The organism is Brevibacterium samyangense, from assembly GCF_039529845.1.
In the GTDB taxonomy this organism is placed as follows: Bacteria; Actinomycetota; Actinomycetes; order Actinomycetales; family Brevibacteriaceae; genus Brevibacterium; species Brevibacterium samyangense.
Genome location: NZ_BAAANO010000009.1, coordinates 37,745 through 53,240, shown reverse-complemented (window position 1 = coordinate 53,240; position 15,496 = coordinate 37,745). Strand labels below are relative to the sequence as shown.

General features: G+C 69.6%; 16 protein-coding genes and 1 pseudogene. 9 read left to right on the top strand and 8 right to left on the bottom strand.

The window, feature by feature from the left end; all coding sequences use genetic code 11:
- Window positions 1–12: 12 nt before the first annotated feature.
- The 3 genes and pseudogenes from ABD172_RS05385 to ABD172_RS05375 form a co-directional block, all read right to left on the bottom strand.
- Window positions 13–231, bottom strand: coding sequence for a Rossmann-fold NAD(P)-binding domain-containing protein (locus ABD172_RS05385; protein WP_344307648.1), 219 nt, complete (start codon window positions 229–231; stop codon window positions 13–15).
- Between the two features lie 299 nt (window positions 232–530).
- A pseudogene (locus ABD172_RS05380) lies at window positions 531–851 on the bottom strand (short chain dehydrogenase); the annotation flags it as partial.
- Window positions 852–1,078: 227 nt separating this feature from the next.
- Window positions 1,079–2,260 carry a CaiB/BaiF CoA transferase family protein gene (locus tag ABD172_RS05375; RefSeq protein ID WP_344307646.1) on the bottom strand — a complete coding sequence of 394 codons (1,182 nt, stop codon included), beginning with the start codon at window positions 2,258–2,260 and terminating at the stop codon, window positions 1,079–1,081.
- A 343-nt stretch (window positions 2,261–2,603) separates the two neighbouring features.
- Here ABD172_RS05375 and ABD172_RS05370 point away from each other — a divergent pair, with 343 nt between their 5' ends.
- From ABD172_RS05370 to ABD172_RS05350, 5 genes are read left to right on the top strand one after another with little or no spacing between them, the layout of a single operon-like run.
- Window positions 2,604–3,689 carry a phosphotransferase family protein gene (locus tag ABD172_RS05370; protein WP_344307645.1) on the top strand — a complete coding sequence of 362 codons (1,086 nt, stop codon included), beginning with the start codon at window positions 2,604–2,606 and terminating at the stop codon, window positions 3,687–3,689.
- Window position 3,690: 1 nt separating this feature from the next.
- Window positions 3,691–4,962 (top strand): acyl-CoA dehydrogenase family protein, encoded by a 1,272-nt coding sequence (locus ABD172_RS05365; RefSeq protein WP_344307643.1) that lies wholly within the window; start codon window positions 3,691–3,693, stop codon window positions 4,960–4,962.
- Window positions 4,959–6,047 (top strand): phosphotransferase family protein, encoded by a 1,089-nt coding sequence (locus tag ABD172_RS05360; RefSeq protein WP_344307641.1) that lies wholly within the window; start codon window positions 4,959–4,961, stop codon window positions 6,045–6,047. The genes ABD172_RS05365 and ABD172_RS05360 overlap by 4 nt, the downstream gene beginning before the upstream one ends.
- The gene (locus ABD172_RS05355; RefSeq protein ID WP_344307639.1) at window positions 6,040–6,849 is read left to right on the top strand and encodes an SDR family NAD(P)-dependent oxidoreductase; all 810 of its coding nucleotides are present in this window, start codon (window positions 6,040–6,042) and stop codon (window positions 6,847–6,849) included. The genes ABD172_RS05360 and ABD172_RS05355 overlap by 8 nt, the downstream gene beginning before the upstream one ends.
- Window positions 6,846–7,559 carry a histidine phosphatase family protein gene (locus ABD172_RS05350; protein WP_344307637.1) on the top strand — a complete coding sequence of 238 codons (714 nt, stop codon included), beginning with the start codon at window positions 6,846–6,848 and terminating at the stop codon, window positions 7,557–7,559. The genes ABD172_RS05355 and ABD172_RS05350 overlap by 4 nt, the downstream gene beginning before the upstream one ends.
- Before the next feature lie 106 nt (window positions 7,560–7,665).
- Here the strand turns inward: ABD172_RS05350 and ABD172_RS05345 are convergent, their stop codons facing one another.
- Both ABD172_RS05345 and ABD172_RS05340 read right to left on the bottom strand, forming a co-directional pair.
- On the bottom strand, window positions 7,666–8,079 hold the full coding sequence (locus ABD172_RS05345; protein WP_344307636.1) for a DoxX family protein: 414 nt from the start codon (window positions 8,077–8,079) through the stop codon (window positions 7,666–7,668).
- 149 nt (window positions 8,080–8,228) lie between these two features.
- A complete protein-coding gene (locus tag ABD172_RS05340; protein WP_344307634.1) occupies window positions 8,229–8,804 on the bottom strand; it encodes an NADPH-dependent FMN reductase in 576 nt (191 codons plus the stop codon).
- A 335-nt stretch (window positions 8,805–9,139) separates the two neighbouring features.
- Here ABD172_RS05340 and ABD172_RS05335 point away from each other — a divergent pair, with 335 nt between their 5' ends.
- The 4 genes from ABD172_RS05335 (at window position 9,140) to ABD172_RS05320 (ending at window position 12,700) form a co-directional block, all read left to right on the top strand.
- Window positions 9,140–9,973, top strand: a complete 834-nt coding sequence (locus tag ABD172_RS05335; protein ID WP_344307632.1) for an enoyl-CoA hydratase/isomerase family protein — start codon at window positions 9,140–9,142, stop codon at window positions 9,971–9,973.
- Window positions 9,974–9,977: 4 nt separating this feature from the next.
- Window positions 9,978–11,942, top strand: a complete 1,965-nt coding sequence (locus ABD172_RS05330) for an acyl-CoA dehydrogenase family protein (RefSeq protein ID WP_344307630.1) — start codon at window positions 9,978–9,980, stop codon at window positions 11,940–11,942.
- 189 nt (window positions 11,943–12,131) lie between these two features.
- Window positions 12,132–12,335, top strand: a complete 204-nt coding sequence (locus tag ABD172_RS05325) for a CopG family transcriptional regulator (protein WP_344307628.1) — start codon at window positions 12,132–12,134, stop codon at window positions 12,333–12,335.
- Entirely contained in the window at window positions 12,332–12,700 is a 369-nt protein-coding gene (locus tag ABD172_RS05320; protein WP_344307626.1) for a type II toxin-antitoxin system death-on-curing family toxin, read from the top strand. The genes ABD172_RS05325 and ABD172_RS05320 overlap by 4 nt, the downstream gene beginning before the upstream one ends.
- Window positions 12,701–12,864: 164 nt before the next feature.
- On the opposite strand, the gene ABD172_RS05315 is transcribed toward ABD172_RS05320, so the two are convergent.
- The 3 genes from ABD172_RS05315 to ABD172_RS05305 all read right to left on the bottom strand — a co-directional run bounded on the left by ABD172_RS05315 (window position 12,865) and on the right by ABD172_RS05305 (window position 15,356).
- Window positions 12,865–13,371 (bottom strand): methyltransferase family protein, encoded by a 507-nt coding sequence (locus tag ABD172_RS05315; RefSeq protein ID WP_344307625.1) that lies wholly within the window; start codon window positions 13,369–13,371, stop codon window positions 12,865–12,867.
- A 38-nt stretch (window positions 13,372–13,409) separates the two neighbouring features.
- Window positions 13,410–13,631, bottom strand: a complete 222-nt coding sequence (locus ABD172_RS05310) for an SCO4848 family membrane protein (RefSeq protein WP_344307623.1) — start codon at window positions 13,629–13,631, stop codon at window positions 13,410–13,412.
- 63 nt (window positions 13,632–13,694) lie between these two features.
- Window positions 13,695–15,356: a thiamine pyrophosphate-binding protein gene (locus ABD172_RS05305; protein WP_344307621.1), complete on the bottom strand. Its 1,662-nt coding sequence runs from the start codon at window positions 15,354–15,356 to the stop codon at window positions 13,695–13,697.
- Window positions 15,357–15,496: the final 140 nt, after the last annotated feature.

The window sequence follows — 15,496 nt, the reverse complement described above, 5'->3', positions numbered from 1 at the left end:
TTGTGAGCGCCTTCAGTTCTGCGGGAACCCGACCCCGGTGAGATCCTCGGAGATCGCCCGGATGCGCTGCGCCGCCGTCGTGTCGCGGAGGCGCGAGTAGAGCGGCTGCTGCGTCGGCGGGCCGCCGAGGTGCCGGAAGCCGCGCGGTCCGTCGAGGGCACCGCCGACCGCCTCGGGCGAGGTCGCGGCCATGAGCGCGGGGAGCTGTGCGGATTCGACCGTACCGAACACGAGCCCACGTGCCGAGAGAGCGGCGATGACGCGGCGCAGCGGGGTCGGGCGGGACCGGCCGAGTTCGGGTCGGGCCGCGAGGAGGCTCGTCGGGGCGACGCCCGGGTGCGAGAGGTTGCTCGTGAGACCCCATGGGCGCGACTGCGCCTGTCGAGTTCGAGTCCGAAGAGTCCGACGGCGATCGTCGACTGGCTGTAGGCGTGGCGGCCGTGGTACGAGCGCGCCCAGTCGAGGTCGTCCCAGTGGATCGAGTGCTCGTTCGCGGCGACGCTGATCTGCGAGGTCACGCGTGCACTCCCCGCGCGCAGGAGCGGGAGGAGGAGCCCGACGAGCGCGAAGTGCCCGAGGTGGTTCGTGCCCCACTGCAGTTCGAAACCGTCGGCCGTCGACCGGCGTTCCGGCGGGGTCATGACGCCGGCGTTGTTCACGAGGATGTGGATCGGCCTGCCGTCCTCGGCCAGCGCCTGTCCGAGCTCGCGGACCGAGGCGAGGGAGGACAGATCGAGCGAGTGGAGCTCGATGGCGGGTTCTCCGGTGGAGCCGTGCGGCGCTGCGTTCCGCAGTTCCATGAGGATCTCCTCGCGGACCCGCCGGCCCTTCTGTGCGTTGCGCACGGGCATGACGACCTCCGCGCCGGCGGCCTGCCCGGCACGGGGCCCGGGCGCGTACGAGAGAGAGGCTAGCCGCGAGGAGCCGGTCCGAACAGGTCCTGGGGGACCGGATTCCCGCCCGCGCGGGGATCCCCGGTGGGTACGGCCGAGGCGCCGGCCGGGTGAGGAGATCTCCTCACCCGCGCGGCGCCTCGGCGGTGCTGTGCGCGTGGAGCTCTGTTGCGCGTGCGGCGGCGTCAGGCGGTGGGCTGCGCCAGCCAGGCCCTGACGGCCTCGGTGTCCTCGCCGAGCAGCGGCGGCTGCTTGCGGTAGGTCGTGGGTGTCGCGGACATGCGCAGCGAGTTGCGGACGGTCGCGAAGTCGCTCGTCTGCTCTCCCGAGGCGTCCTGCGGGTACCAGACCGGCTCGAGTCCCAGCTCCTCGGCGGAGACGAGGCCCTCGTCGACGCTCTGCACGGGGGACACCGGCAGACCGGCCTCCCGGAGGATGCCGAACCATTCGGTCTTCGACTTCTTCGCGAGGGCGGCCTCGAGGAGCGGCCGCAGTTCGTCGCGGTTGACGTTGCGCTTCTCCGCATTGTCGAAACGCTCGTCCGACGCGACCTCGGGGATCCCGAGGGCCTGCGTGAGCTTCGCGAACTGGCCGTTGTTGCCCGCGACGACGATGAGTTCGCCGTCGCCGGTGGGGAACGCGTTGTACGGGTAGATCGTGGGGTGTTCCTTGCCGTTGCGGCTCGGGCCCTTCCCCGTGGTCGCGGCGACCTGGTACTGGTTCGCCATCGTGAACACGGCGTTCGCCATGAGGTTGTTCTCGACGAGCTGGCCCTCACCGGTGAGGTCGCGGTGGCGGATCGCGGCGACGATGCCGATCGCCGTCATCATGCCGGTCGTGAGGTCGAAGAGGGAGACTCCGGAGCGGACGGGGTCGCCGTCGCGTTCGCCGTTCATCGACATGAGGCCGGCCATGCCCTGCACGAGGACGTCGTAGCCGGGGAGGTTCTTGCCCTTGTCGGAGCCGAAGCCGCTGATGTGGGCGTAGATGATCGCGGGGTTGAGTTCCTTGACGCCCTCGTAGCCGAGGCCGAACTTGTCGATCGACCCGGGCTTGAAGTTGTGGATGAAGACGTCCGCACGGGTGGCGATCGCCTTCGCCGTCCCGAGGTCCTCCGCGTCCGCGAGGTCGAGCACGATCGAATGCTTGTTCCGGTTCACCGACTGGTAGTAGCAGGCGCCGTCACGGTAGGCCGGCGGCTTCCAGTGGCGGGTGTCGTCACCGGTCGGGCTCTCGACCTTGATGACGGTCGCACCGAGATCCGCGAGGTTCATGGTGCAGTAGGGGCCGGCGAGCACGCGGGAGAAGTCGGCGACGACGATCCCGGAGAGCGGCCCGTTGTTGGGGGCATCGATGGCGCTGGTCACTGTATTCCTCTTCGAATGCATGCACGGGTGGGAGGTGATCGTCCGTTCAGTTTCTCATATGCGTGCGGGCGGACTGAGTTCCCGGCCACGTTCCGGGCCACGTTCCGGGCCACGTTCCGGGCCCGGAACGTCCGGAGGTGGTGCCGCAAGGTGCGCCCCGGGAGTCGGGCGGCGGTCCGCTGCGTGTGCACCTCGCCCGGTTGACGAGGTGCCCCACTCCTCCTAGGGTTAAAACCGTTCTGAACGAATGTTCAATTCACTTGACCGCGGGTGCGCTCGATGCGTCCCGTGCGCTCGTGAGGAGAGACCACGGCGACGACGCCGGATGAGCAGGAGGTCAACGGTGACCCATTCGGAAGCCACCGCCGAGGAGCGCAGCAGAGAGGCACCCAGCAGTGAGGCACGGTCCGGCGCGCCCGCCGGGATCGACCCGGAGAAGGTCGGTGCCTGGATCCGTGAACGGTTCGGGGCCGACGAGGTCGAGTACGAGGTGCTCTCCGTCGGCCGGTCGAACCTCACGTTCACGCTCCTCGTCGACGGACGGAAACGCTGGGTGCTCCGCCGCCCGCCGCTCGGCCACACCGGCGGCAGCGCGCACAACGTGGCCCGCGAGGGCCGGATCATGGCGGCGCTCGGCCCCACCGATGTGCCCGTCCCGCACGTGCTCGAGATCGTCGACGACCCCGCGGTCATGGAGGTTCCCTTCGTCTTCATGGACCACTGCGCCGGGTTCGCGCTCAACACGCCGGAGGACTGGGCGCGCATCCCCGCCGACCGACGCGAGGCCACGGCCTTCGGCATGGTCGACACCCTCGCCGCGATCCACAGCGTCGACGTCGACGCGGTCGGACTCACGGACCTCCGCCGGCCCGGCAGCCTCATCGAACGGCAGCTGCGCCGTTGGCTCAGCCAGTTCGAGACCATCACCACCCGGGACATCCCGGAGATCAAGGCCGTCCACGACGTCCTCGCCTCCCGGGTCCCCCCGGCGGAGCTCTCACCGGTCGGAATCGCCCACGGGGACTTCAAACCGAACAACATGATCTTCGCCGAGGACGGTTCCGTGCAGGCCGTCGTCGACTGGGAACTCACCGCGATCGGGGAGACCCTCACCGACCTCGGGTACTTCGTCGCGATGCTCACGACCCCCGAGGACTTCACGAGCATCTGGGTGCCCCGGGAGGCCGACGGATTCCCGAGCGCGCAGTCGCTCGTCGCCCGCTACGAGGAGGCGACCGGGGCCACCGCGCACAACGTCGGCTACTACGCCGCCTTCGCGATGTGGAAACTCGCGTGCATCCGGGAGGGCGTCTACACCCGCCTCATCACCGGGCAGATGGGCGACCTCGATCTCGACCCGACCTACGCCGGCGAGGGCGTCGAACAACTCGCGCAGCAGGCGCTCACCATTCTCGAGGAGGAGAACTGACATGAGCTGGGATTTCAGCACCGAACCGGAGTTCGAGGAGAAGCTCGCGTGGATGCGCGACTTCGTGAAGAACGAGATCTACCCGCTCGAGGTCGCCGGCCTCGACGAGGAGCAGTACAAGGCCGCGACCGCCGGCCTCAAGCAGCAGGTGAAGGACAAGGGTCTGTGGGCCGCGCACCTGCCGCCGGAACTCGGTGGCGGTGGGTTCGGCCAGCTCAAGCTCGGCCTCATGCACGAGATCCTCGGGTCCTCGTCGCTCGCCCCGTCGATCTTCGGCAACAACGCCCCGGACTCCGGCAACGCCGAGCTCCTCGCGATCGGCGGCGACGACTTCCAGAAGGAACGGTGGATGAAGCCGCTCCTCGCCGGTGAGAAGCGCTCCTGCTTCTCGATGACCGAACCCGGTGCCGGGGCGGACCCCACCCGCCTCACGACCCGCGCGGTCCGCGAGGGTGACGAGTACGTCATCAACGGCCACAAGTGGTTCTCCTCGAACGGGTCCCACGCCGACTTCTTCATCGTCATGTGCGTGACCGATCCGGACGCAGAACCGCACAAGCGCGCCTCGATGATCCTCGTCGACCGTGACACCCCGGGCGTCAACGTCCTCCGCGACATCCCCGTCATGGGTGGTTCGCACTCGGCCGGCGACAAGGGCCATGCGGAGATCCTCTACGAGAACGTCCGCGTCCCCGCCTCCCATCTCGTGGGGCAGGAGGGCGACGGATTCCTCCTCGCCCAGAAGCGCCTCGGCCCCGGCCGCATCCACCATGCGATGCGCTGGCTCGGTCAGGCCCGCCGCGCCTTCGACATCATGTGCGAGCGCGTCGTCTCCCGGGAGGTCTCCGGCGGTTTCCTGCGCGACAAGCAGATGATCCAGGACATGGTCGCGACCTCGAAGGCGGAGATGGAGGCGGCCCGACTGCTCACGCTCCAGGCCGCATGGAAGATGGACCAGGGCGGGACGAAGGCGGCGCTCACCGATATCGCGCTCATCAAGTTCTGGGGCGCCCAGGTGCTCTACAACGTCATCGACCGGGCCATCCAGGTCCACGGCTCGCTCGGCATCACCGGCGACCTCCCGCTCGAGGAGATGTACCGCAACGCTCGCGCCGCGCGAATCTACGACGGCCCGGACGAGGTCCACAAGGTCACCGTCTCCCGCCGTGTCCTCCGCGACTACGAACCGGTCGAGGTGCCCACCGAGCACATCCCGACCCGGACCGCGGCCGCGAAGGCGAAGTTCGCGCAGTACCTCGAGGCGGCCTCGTGACGGCGGACGCCGCCGCACAGCACGCCCGGGAGGCCGGACTCGACCTCGGCACGCTCGGCACCTGGCTGACCGGGCACCTCGGGCCCGGCCGGGTGGAGAACCCCGACTTCCTCACCGGCGGCACCCAGAACGTGCTCCTCGCATTCGACTGGGTGCCCGGCGGTGCGGAGTCCACCGCCGAGGCGCCCGCCGGGACGGCACCCGACGGCGCCACCCGGCGCCTCATCTACCGAGGGCCGCCCGTGAACAAGCGGAAGAACTCGGACCAGATCATGCTCCGGGAGGCACGGGTCCTCGCCGCCCTCGCGGGCACGCCCGTGCCGCACCCGGAGTTCGTCGCGGCCTGCGACGACCTGTCGGTGCTCGGCAACGCATTCTTCGTCATGGACGCCGTCGAGGGGTACAACGGGGTCTCCGAGGTGCCCGCGCACGTCCTCGCGGACGAGGCCTGGCAGCACGCCGCCGGGCTCGAACACGCGCGGGCCGTCGCACACCTCGGGAACGTCGACCACCTCGCGGCCGGGCTCGAGGGGTTCGGGAAGCCGGACCGCTGGCTCGAACGCCAGCCCGGCCGCTGGGTCGGGCAGCTCGAGAGCTACCGCGAGTTCCCCGAGTGGCCGGGACTCGACCACGAGGGTGTCGAGGCGATCCCCGCGTGGTTGAACGCGCGCATGGACCGTGTCGCGGCGGCGAGCAGAGTGGGGATCATCCACGGCGACTGTCACGCCGGCAACGTCCTCTTCACCGCGGACCGGCCCGGGGTCGCGGCGCTCGTCGACTGGGAGCTGTCGACTCTCGGCGACCCGCTGCTCGACCTCGGGCACCTCCTCGCGTCCTCGTACGGGAACACCCTGCCGGGAGCCCCGAGCAAGGACGAGATCGTCGCCGCCTACGGCGACGTCGCCACCCGCGATGTGGACGAGGTCGACTTCTACCATGTGCTCGCGTGCTTCCGGTTCGGCTCGATCCTCGAGGGCAGCCAGGCGCGCGCGAAGGCCGGCCTCGCACCCGAGGAAGTGGGGGAGCGGTTGCACGAACGCACCGTCTCCCTCTTCGACCAGGCGATGGAGATCATCGATGGGTGAGGCAACGGTGCCCGGTACCGTGACAGGTTCCGCGCCCGGCGCGGGGGAGTTCCGCTTCGACTTCACCGGGAAGCGGGTCGTGATCACGGGCGGTTCGCGTGGCCTCGGGTTCGAGATGGCGCGCGCCTTCTCGCTCCTCGGGGCCGAGGTGCTCATCGCCTCCCGGAGGCTCGAGTCCTGTGAGGACGCCGCGCGGCGGATCACGGCGGAGACCGGGGGAGCCGTGCATGCACGGTCCGTCCGCGTCACCGACTGGGACGAGGTGACGGCGTTCGCCGAAGTCGCCTGGGACGTGCTCGGTGGGGTCGACGTGCTCGTGAACAACGCGGGTTCCTCGCCGCTCTACGATTCGATCATCGGCATCGAGGAGGCGCTCTTCGACAAGGTCCTCGGGCTCAATCTCAAGGGGCCGTTCCGGCTCGCGGCCCTGCTGTCCGAGCGGATGATCGACGCGGGCATGGAGGGGTCGGTCGTGAACATCAGCTCGATCGCCTCGCTGTACCCGAAGCCCGCGACCGTGCCGTACTCGGCGGCGAAGGCCGGCCTCAACGCCGTGACCGTGGCGCTCGCCCATGCGTACGGCCCGCACGTGCGCGTGAACTGCGTCGTGCCCGGTACGTTCCTCACCGACGTGTCGAAGCACTGGGACATGGGGGCGTTCGAACAGCGCGCACAATCCTTCGCGATGAAGCGCGGGGGAGACCCGAAGGAGATCGTCGGCGCGGTGCTCTACCTGTCCTCGTCGCTCGCCTCCTATACGACCGGCACCCTCATCACCGTCGACGGAGGAGCACCCGCATGAGCAATTTCCTCGGACGCGCACTCGGCGACGCTCTCCTCACGAAGGGCGAGGGATACACGGACGTGTGGCTCGTGCGGCACGGTCAGCAGATCCGCGCCTCACACGATTCGCCCGAGTTCCTCGCCTATGACGCACCGCTCTCGGAGACCGGGCGCGCCCAGGCCGAGGCGACCGCGGACCTCCTCGCCGATGCCGACCTCCACGCGGTGTACTCCTCGGACCTCGCGCGGGCGAACGACACCGGGAAGGCGATCGCCTCCCGTCACGGCCTCGACGTCACGATCGTGCCCGAGGTGCGGGAGGTCGGCATCTTCCGCGACGTCCCGCAGGAGTCGAGTTTCGAGGCCGCCGTCGGCGGAGAGGCGGCGGCCGCGGCGGCCTCCGCCATGGTCCGCACCGTCACCTGGGACGCGATCCCGCTCGGCGAGGGCTCCGCGGAGTTCCGTGCCCGCGTCCACTCGGCGATCTGGGCGATCGCGCGTGCCCACCCGGGGGAGAACGTCGTCGTGGCGTGTCACGGCGGGGTCGTCAACGGGTTCCTCGCCGAGGAGTACGGGCTCGCCCGCGATTTCCTCTTCCGTCCCGCGCACGCCGGGGTCACCCGTGTGAGGTTCTCGCACGAGGCCCACGGGGAGGCGGCGAACCGGGCGGTCCTCCTCACCGCGAACGAGATCGCCCACCTCGAGGCGCAGGACCTGCTCACGTTCTAGGCGGGGTTCGGGTGCGCGAAAGCAGCACTTTGCGCTCGTGGCAGCGGGGCGAATTGCTGCCGAGAGAGCAAAGTGCTGCTTTCGGTGACCGGGGGCGGGCCGAGGTTCAGTCCTTCGCGGATCTCCGGCGGATCGGGGCGTCGAGTGCGAGCGAGCCGGGGCCCGAGAACGCGAGAGCGAGCGCGACGACGGCGAGAACGAGCGTGAGCTCGTAGCCGCCGTTCGCGGCGAAGAAGCCCGCGCCGAGGTGCACGCCGAACGTGGCCACGGCCATCATCGCGGCGGTGATGATCCCGGCGATCCGGGTTCCGAGGCCGACGACGAGCATGACACCGACCGCGATCTCGACATAGGGCATGGCCGTGCCCAGGAGTTCCGGTGCGGGCACACCGATGCCGGCGAGCATGCCCTGGACACCGGGGATGCCGATCTCCGTGAGTTTCTGCATGCCGTGGGCGAACATCACGACACCGAGGACGGCGCGGACGAGGAGCAGGGCGACAGAGAGATTCTTCGTCATGCGGACACCCTCACACGGGATTACTTGAACGCGCAAGCAATGTCGGGGTGGGTCCGGGGACGTGGAGTGGATTCCCCGGGGGCGTCCAGGAACGAGAAGGAGCGCGAGGTGCCGGGTCCGCCGGGGCGCCTCGGCGGGGGTGCGGGAGGTCAGGCGGCCTGGGTGGCGGCGTTCTCGCGGATGGTCTTGAAGGCCTCGCCCCAGGCGACGAGGTCCTCGACCATCGGGCCGAAGGTGTTGGAGGAGACCTCCTCGGGTGCGAACACGCCGTCCTTGACGTCGGTGAAGATCGAGAAGGCGCCCTGGCCGCGGACGACGGCGGTGCGGTAGTTCGCGAGGACGAGGCGGAGCTGCTCGGCCGCGCGGACGCCCTTGTCGGCGCCGTAGGAGATGATGCCGGCGACCTTGTTGTTGAACTCGGTGGCGACGAAGTCGAGAGCGTTCTTGAGTGAGCCCGGGAAGGAGTGGTTGTACTCGGGGACGACGAAGAGGAACGCGTCGAACTCCTCGAGCTTCGCGCCCCAGGCCTTCGTGTGGTCGTTCTCGTACATGTGGGCTCCGCCGGGGATCGCCTCGTCGAGGAGGGGGAGGTCGAAGTCGTTGAAGTGGACGACCTCGGCCTGGATGCCTTCGTGCGCCTCGAGCTGCTTCTCGGTCCACGCGGTGATCTGCGGGTTGAGGGCTCCGGGGCGGGACGTGCCGGCGATGATGGCGACCTTGAGCATGGTTCTCCTGTGAAAGACGTCGGTGTGGATCGAAGCGAGCACGAGCCGTGCGGAGCTCCCGGACGGGATTACTTGCACGTTCATGCTTCAAACGTGAACAACCCTAACGCGCTCCGGATTCATTCCGCAGTCGGATGCGAACTTTCTCACCGGCTCCGCCAGCGGTCATCGGGCCCCGTGCACAGTTCACCCACTGTACAAAGCGCGGTTGCGGACTACACTCGGATGCGGAATTGAACGATCGTTCAGTGAGGTCGCGGCGTGGCCGGGCCGGGCCGAATGTGCCGGGCCGAGCCCACAGCGCCTACCTCGAGTGCAAAGGAGCACCCCCCGCAGTGTCAACGACATCCCCGGCCGCGACATCGGATCCGGCCACCGCGCCCACCGAGGACGCCCCGGTCCTCTACGAGGTCGTCAGCGGCGTCGCGACCCTCACCCTCCACCGTCCCCACCGGCGCAACGCCTTCACCCGCGCCATGCTCGCCGCCTGGGCGGACGCGATCCGCCGGGCCGCCTCGGACCCCGAGGTGACGGTCCTCCTCATCACCGGTGCCGGCAAGGGATTCTGCGCCGGTGTCGACCTCGAGGAGTTCGGTTCCGTGACGGAGACGCTCGAACGACGAGCCTTCCTCGCCGACGACGTCCACGAGGTCGCCCGTGCCCTCGAACACTTCGAGAAGCCGTACATCGCCGCGATCAACGGCGACGCGATCGGTGCCGGCATGGACATGGCGCTCATGGCCGACATCCGACTCATCGCCGACACCGCGCGCCTCTCCCAGGGGTACGTGCGCGTCGGGCTCGTGCCCGGAGACGGTGGTGCCCACATGCTGCCCCGGATCGTCGGGGAACAACGGGCCCTCGAACTCATGTGGACCGGCCGGTTCGTCGGCGGTGCGGAAGCGGTCGAGCTCGGGATCGCGCTCGAGTTGTACCCGGCCGAGGACCTGCTGCCTGCGGCGAGGGAACTCGCGCAGCAGCTCGCCGCCGGACCGCCGATCGCGGTCCGCACGATCAAACGACTCACCCGGATCGCACGCACCCAGTCGCTCGAGGCACACCTCGTGCATGCCGCCGCCGAACAGGCGGTCATCCAGTCGACGCGCGACTCCGCGGAGGCCGTGACGGCGTTCCGCGAGAAGCGCACCCCGGTCTTCGAGGGGCGGTGACGCGATGACGACGGACGTCGAGCACATGACGAGCACACCGGATCCCACGACCGCACCCGTGAGCACGCACGAATCCCAGAAGGAGGTGCGGGCACGGATCCGTGCGCTCCTCGCCGAGTGGAAGGACGCGGGGAAGCTCGAACCGGTCGTCGACTGCTGGCTGCGTTCGGTCGACCGGGAGTTCTCGGAGGCCCTCGGCGCTGCCGGGTTCCTCGGGATGACGTGGCCGCAGGAGCACGGCGGACAGGGGAGGCCGAACACGGACCGCCTCGCGCTCACCGAGGAGATGCTCCGGGTGGGCGCGCCCGTGACCGCGCACTGGATCGCCGAGAGGCAGATCGGCCCGACCGTGCTCCGTGCCGGAACCGAGGAACTCAAGCGCGAGATCCTGCCGGACATCATCGCCGGCCGGTCCGTCATCGGCCTCGGGATGAGCGAACCGGAGTCCGGCTCCGACCTCGCCTCGGTGCAGACGCGGGCGGAGCCCGTGGAGGGCGGGTGGATCCTCAATGGTCACAAGGTCTGGACGACGCAGGCGCACAACGCGAATGCGCTCTACGTCCTCGCCCGCACCTCGGTCGAGGCCCGCAAGCACAAGGGGCTGAGCGAGTTCCTCGTCGACACCGCGTGGGAGGGCGTCGAGGTCACCCCGATCGTCGATCTCGCCGGTGAACACCATTTCAACGAGGTGCGTTTCACCGACGTCTTCGTCCCCACCCGCCGCCTCATCGGGGTCGAGGGCCAGGGGTGGTCGCAGGTCGTCGAGCAGCTGAGCTTCGAACGGGGCGGCCCCGAGCGCGCACTGTCGACGTGGGTGCTCCTCCCCGCCGCACTCGAGGAACCCGGGCTGCGCACCGACGAGGGGGCACGCCGCGACCTCGGACAGGTCGTCGCGACGCTCGCCTCCCTGCGGCACATGTATCAGCGGATCGCCGCTGCGCTCGACGCCGGCGAGGCCCCGGTCCGGGCGGCTGCCGCTTCGAAGTTCCTCGGGAACGTCTTCGAGAAGGACCTCATCGACGTCGTCCGGCGGCTCGTCCCCGCTCCGAGCGACGAACTCGCCGGCCTCGTCGAGAAGGCACTGTGGGCGTCCCCGGCGTTCGGGATCCGCGGAGGTGCGGAGGACGTGCTCCTCGGGATCGTCGCGAAGATGGAACTCCCGAAGGACCTCTCCGCAGCCCGGCCTCTGCCGGCCCTCGCGGACCCGGATCTGCAGGAACTCGTTGCGCTCGCCGGGCAGGTCGCCGGAGGCGCGCTCCTCGACGTCGACCGCACACCGGAGGGCGCCGAGGCGCTCGCCGCCCAGATCGCCGAGCTCGGCTGGACCGGTGTGTCCGTCCCCGAGGCGGACGGCGGCTCCGGCGGTGGACTCGCGGATGCCGTGGCGCTCGTCCGGGGCCTCGCACGCCTCGGCGTCACCGGTGGGCTGCCCGAGGCGCTGCGGGACGCGCATGCGAAGGCCGGCCTGGGCGAACCCGGCCGGGAGGCGCTCAGCGCGGTCCTCGACGCGGCGGTGCTGCTCGGCGCGAGCGAGGGCGCGCTCGCGCTCACGATCGAGCACGTCGTCACGCGTGAGCAGTTCGGGGCGCCGCTCGCGGCGATCCCCGCGGTGAAGAGCCACATCGCCCGGATGTGGATCCACACGGACCTCGCGGCCGAGGCGCTCGAGAGGGCCGTCGAGCTCGCGGGACCGGCGATCGGTGCGGGTCTCGTCACCGACCGTGAGGTCGCGGCGGCGCACGTCGCCACGGTGATCGCGGCACAGACGGGCGGGCTCGTCGCGGCGCAGTCGCACCAGCTGCACGGCGCGATCGGCATCACCCGCGAGTACCCACTCCACCACCTCACGCAGCTCATCTGGGCGACGCGGGATTCCGGCACGAGCGAACATGCGGCCCTGGTGGCTCTCGGTACTGCGGCGCTGTGCGGCGGCGAGGAACACATCTGGGACGTGCTCACGGCGGGTTGAGGGGTAGGAGGCCGTCGGGGCCGTATGCGCGTGTGCCGGCGGCGGGTGACCAGCAGAATCCCGAGTCGGCAGCGTTGACCCCGGGACAACGGTGGCAACTCGGGACGGTGCTTGCACCTCCCCGCCGGCCGCCGTTGCCTCCTCTCGGCACTCTTCTCCTATCTGGTATCACTTTGGTATCGTTGATGCATGGCCATGACACTTCGCCTGACGGCAGATGATGAAAAGGCCCTCGCCGCGCTCGCGGAGCGCGACGGGGTGAGCAAGCATGCCGCTGCTATCGCCGCCATCCATGAAGTTGCGGCCCGGCGCGGCCACGAGTCGGCAGTGGCGGAAGCCTCCCAGAAGGCGCGCTCGCGATACGCGGACCTTCTCGAACGCCTCGGAAAATGACGGAGTTCCTCTCGACGGAGGACCTCCTGCGGCTCACCGATGATCTCGGCGTCGGTCCGGTGCGGGACGTGGGACTCATCGAATCAGCAGCTCACCGACCCACCACCGTGCTCTGGGGGAACGAAGCGTATCCGTCGCTCGACGACAAAGCCGCAGCGCTCTTCGAATCGTTGATCCGCAATCATGCCCTCGTCGACGGCAACACACGGCTCGGATGGCTCGCTCTCATCGTGTTCTCCGCGATCAACGGCAACGACCTCGATGTCGAAGACGATGAGGCTTATGACTTCGTCATTGCTGTCGCGAGTGGTGAGAAGTCCCTGAACGAGATCGCCCGCCGCTTCCGGGAATGGCGAGGTCGATGAGGGTTGTGTCGAGCTGTCGTGCCACCGGCGGGTTACCACCAGAATCCCGAGTTGGCAGCGTTGACCCCGGGACAACGGTGGCAACTCGGGACGGTGCTTGTACATCGCGACGCCGATGGAGTGCAGGTGCCGGGGCCACCGCGAGTACAGTGCGCTGACCCGCCTCACCGGAGCCGGGGTACCCAGATGCCGACGGTGCGGCGGTACTCCTCGAACTCCTCGCCGAACCTGGCCGCGAGGTCGGCTTCCTCGTGCGGCCGGACGAGAAAGTTCCACATGAGCGAGCCCACGAGTCCGTAGGCGACGACGAGCCAGGACCCGACGAGCAGCCCGACCGCGACGGCCTGGGCGATGCCGGCGACCGCCATCGGATTGCGCACGAGGCGGTACGGGCCGGCGGCGACGAGGCGCCTCGGGAGCGCCGAGGGCAGAGGGGTCCCCTCGCCGCGGGTTGTCATCGTCACAGCGGACCAGGTGCCGAGGGCACTCGCGGCGATGAGGAGCACCAGTCCACCGATCTGCACCCCGGACGGCAGCTCGAGGTGCAGCTGCCACCGGTGCTCGATCCACACGATCGCGGCGCCGGCGAGGGAGACGAGTGCGAACCAGCCACGGGCGAGCAGCTGCAGCCGCGGCCCGCGCGGTGACGCGCCCGTGCCCTCGTCCGTCATGTCAGCCCTGTCCTGTCACCGCTGCCGGTTCCATCGCCTCAGCGCCAGCCGATGAGCACCGTGATGCCTGCGAGCGCGGACGCGACCGCGAGGACGAGGGCGATGAGGATGAGCACGGCGTGGACGGTGTAGAACTTCGTGACCTTGCCGGCGTCGTCGCGGGCGCGCGGGTCGGCGGTCACGCGCTTCCAGAACCGCGGCCAGACGAGCACGTTGAAGACAGCATTGAGCAGCAACAGAACGGCGAGAAAGGTGAGCATGCCGTCCATTGTCCCCGGTCCGGCACATGCGCTCGCCTCCGGAGTCCCGTCACTCCACTCGCGTCACTTCTCCAGGGGCACCACCGCGGGGTGGATGCTCACCTTGTGGGCATCGGCGACGACCTCGATGAGGAGGGGGCGTGCATCGCCGGCGACCGCCTCGGCGGACCAGGCACTCACGCGGGCGGCAGCCGCCTCGAGCTCCTGTGCCGAGGTGACGCGGAGCGTCTCCGCGCCGAGGCCGGCGGCGGACTCCGCGAACGACGGCCATTCGAGGAAACTCGTTTCCGCATGCCAGCCGACCGCCTGCAGCTTGCCGTACTCGGCGCCGTAGCACTGGTCGTTCATCACGACGACGAGCAGCGGTGCCTTCGCGCGGACGGCAGTGGAGATCTCGAGGAGGCCCTGCATGGAACCGCCGTCACCGGCCCACACGACGGTCGGTGCGTCGTCGACCGCGAGTGCCGCACCCACACCCTCCGCGATGCCGAGGCCGATCGACCCGAAGTACCCCGCGTAGTGCCAGCGGCCCGGCGTCACATCGATGTGCGGCCACACCGAGTAGCAGAAGCGTCCGACGTCGGTGATGTTCACGGTGCCCTGCGGGAGCGCCTCCGAGAGCGTGAGCGCCGCGTGTCGCATGTCGACGAACCCGTCGCCGGTGTGCGGGACGAAGAGGTCGCGGGATTCCCGGAACGGCGTCTGCGCGATCTTCTCGAGGTACGCGGCACGGCGCGGTTCGTGACCGATCTCGTCGAGGCGGGCGACCATCGCTTCCGAGACGAGGCGGGCGTCGCCGACGACGGCCTGCGCGACCGGCCCGAACTTCGCGATCGCCGCCGGGTCGATGTCGGACTGGATGACCTGTTTGCCTTCGAGGAGCTGATAGTGGTCCGTCTGCCAGTTGTTGAGCGAGGCGCCGAGGGAGAGAACGACGTCCGCCTCACCCATGTACTCGATCGCAGCGGGCGTCGACAGGGTGCCGTGGATGCCGAGGTTCTCCGGTTCGCCCTCGAACAACTGCTTCGCGAGGAGCGAGGTGAGCACGGGCGCGTTCACCTTGCGCGCGAGGGCGAGGATCGCGTCACGGGCGCCCGCTGCGACGGCTCCGCGGCCGGCGAGGACGAAGGGGCGCTTCGCGGACATGAGGAGGCCGAGCGCCTCGTCGACGGCGTCGGTGTCGGGGGCGATCGCCTGCGGGGCGGCGTGCGTGAGCGCCGGCGGCGTCCACTCGAGTTCCGCCTTCATGAGCGGGAAGGGGATGTCGAGGAGCACCGGAACGGAGTCGAGGCGGGCACGGAGGAACGCCTTGCGCATCGTCGTCACGAGGAGTTCGGGGGTGAGGACGCGCTCGTAGTGTGCGCCGGCCGCCCGGGCGAATGCCTGGGAGTCGAAGTACTGGAAGTGCTCGTTGTGCGTGGGGGTGTCGCCGTAGATGACGACGATCGGGGCCCTGCCGCGGGCGGCCTCGGTGAGCTCCGTGAGCGTGTTCGTGAGTGCCGGTCCGTGCGTCACGGAGGCGACGCCGACCTCCCCGGACATCCGCGCGTACCCCTCGGCCATCGACACCGCTCCGCCCTCCCGGACCGCGCCGACGTAGTTGCCCTTCTCCGCCTCGATGAACGCGCCGAGGAACGCGAGGTTGGCGTCGCCCATGAGGCCGAACACGGGTTTGCCCGCGCGCTCGTGGGCCAGGAACTTCGCAATGACGTGGAACGCCTTCATGAGGGGGATCTCCTCGGGGGATCGGGTCGGCCGGCAGCGGTGTGCACCGGCACGAGCGGTACGGAAGGGAGCGCGGGGTCGCCGCGCACGAGAGTGAACGGTAGACGATGCGTGTTGCGAACAGGAGACGGGCACAACGG

Excerpts from the sequence above, each read along its gene's own strand:
- ABD172_RS05305 (WP_344307621.1), bottom strand. The coding sequence starts at position 15,356 with ATGAAGGCGTTCCACGTCATTGCGAAGTTCCTGGCCCACGAGCGCGCG.
- ABD172_RS05310 (WP_344307623.1), bottom strand. The coding sequence starts at position 13,631 with ATGCTCACCTTTCTCGCCGTTCTGTTGCTGCTCAATGCTGTCTTCAAC.
- ABD172_RS05320 (WP_344307626.1), top strand. The coding sequence starts at position 12,332 with ATGACGGAGTTCCTCTCGACGGAGGACCTCCTGCGGCTCACCGATGAT.
- ABD172_RS05350 (WP_344307637.1), top strand. The coding sequence starts at position 6,846 with ATGAGCAATTTCCTCGGACGCGCACTCGGCGACGCTCTCCTCACGAAG.
- ABD172_RS05325 (WP_344307628.1), top strand. The coding sequence starts at position 12,132 with ATGGCCATGACACTTCGCCTGACGGCAGATGATGAAAAGGCCCTCGCC.
- ABD172_RS05340 (WP_344307634.1), bottom strand. The coding sequence starts at position 8,804 with ATGCTCAAGGTCGCCATCATCGCCGGCACGTCCCGCCCCGGAGCCCTC.
- ABD172_RS05330 (WP_344307630.1), top strand. The coding sequence starts at position 9,978 with ATGACGACGGACGTCGAGCACATGACGAGCACACCGGATCCCACGACC.
- ABD172_RS05355 (WP_344307639.1), top strand. The coding sequence starts at position 6,040 with ATGGGTGAGGCAACGGTGCCCGGTACCGTGACAGGTTCCGCGCCCGGC.
- ABD172_RS05365 (WP_344307643.1), top strand. The coding sequence starts at position 3,691 with ATGAGCTGGGATTTCAGCACCGAACCGGAGTTCGAGGAGAAGCTCGCG.
- ABD172_RS05315 (WP_344307625.1), bottom strand. The coding sequence starts at position 13,371 with ATGACGGACGAGGGCACGGGCGCGTCACCGCGCGGGCCGCGGCTGCAG.
- ABD172_RS05345 (WP_344307636.1), bottom strand. The coding sequence starts at position 8,079 with ATGACGAAGAATCTCTCTGTCGCCCTGCTCCTCGTCCGCGCCGTCCTC.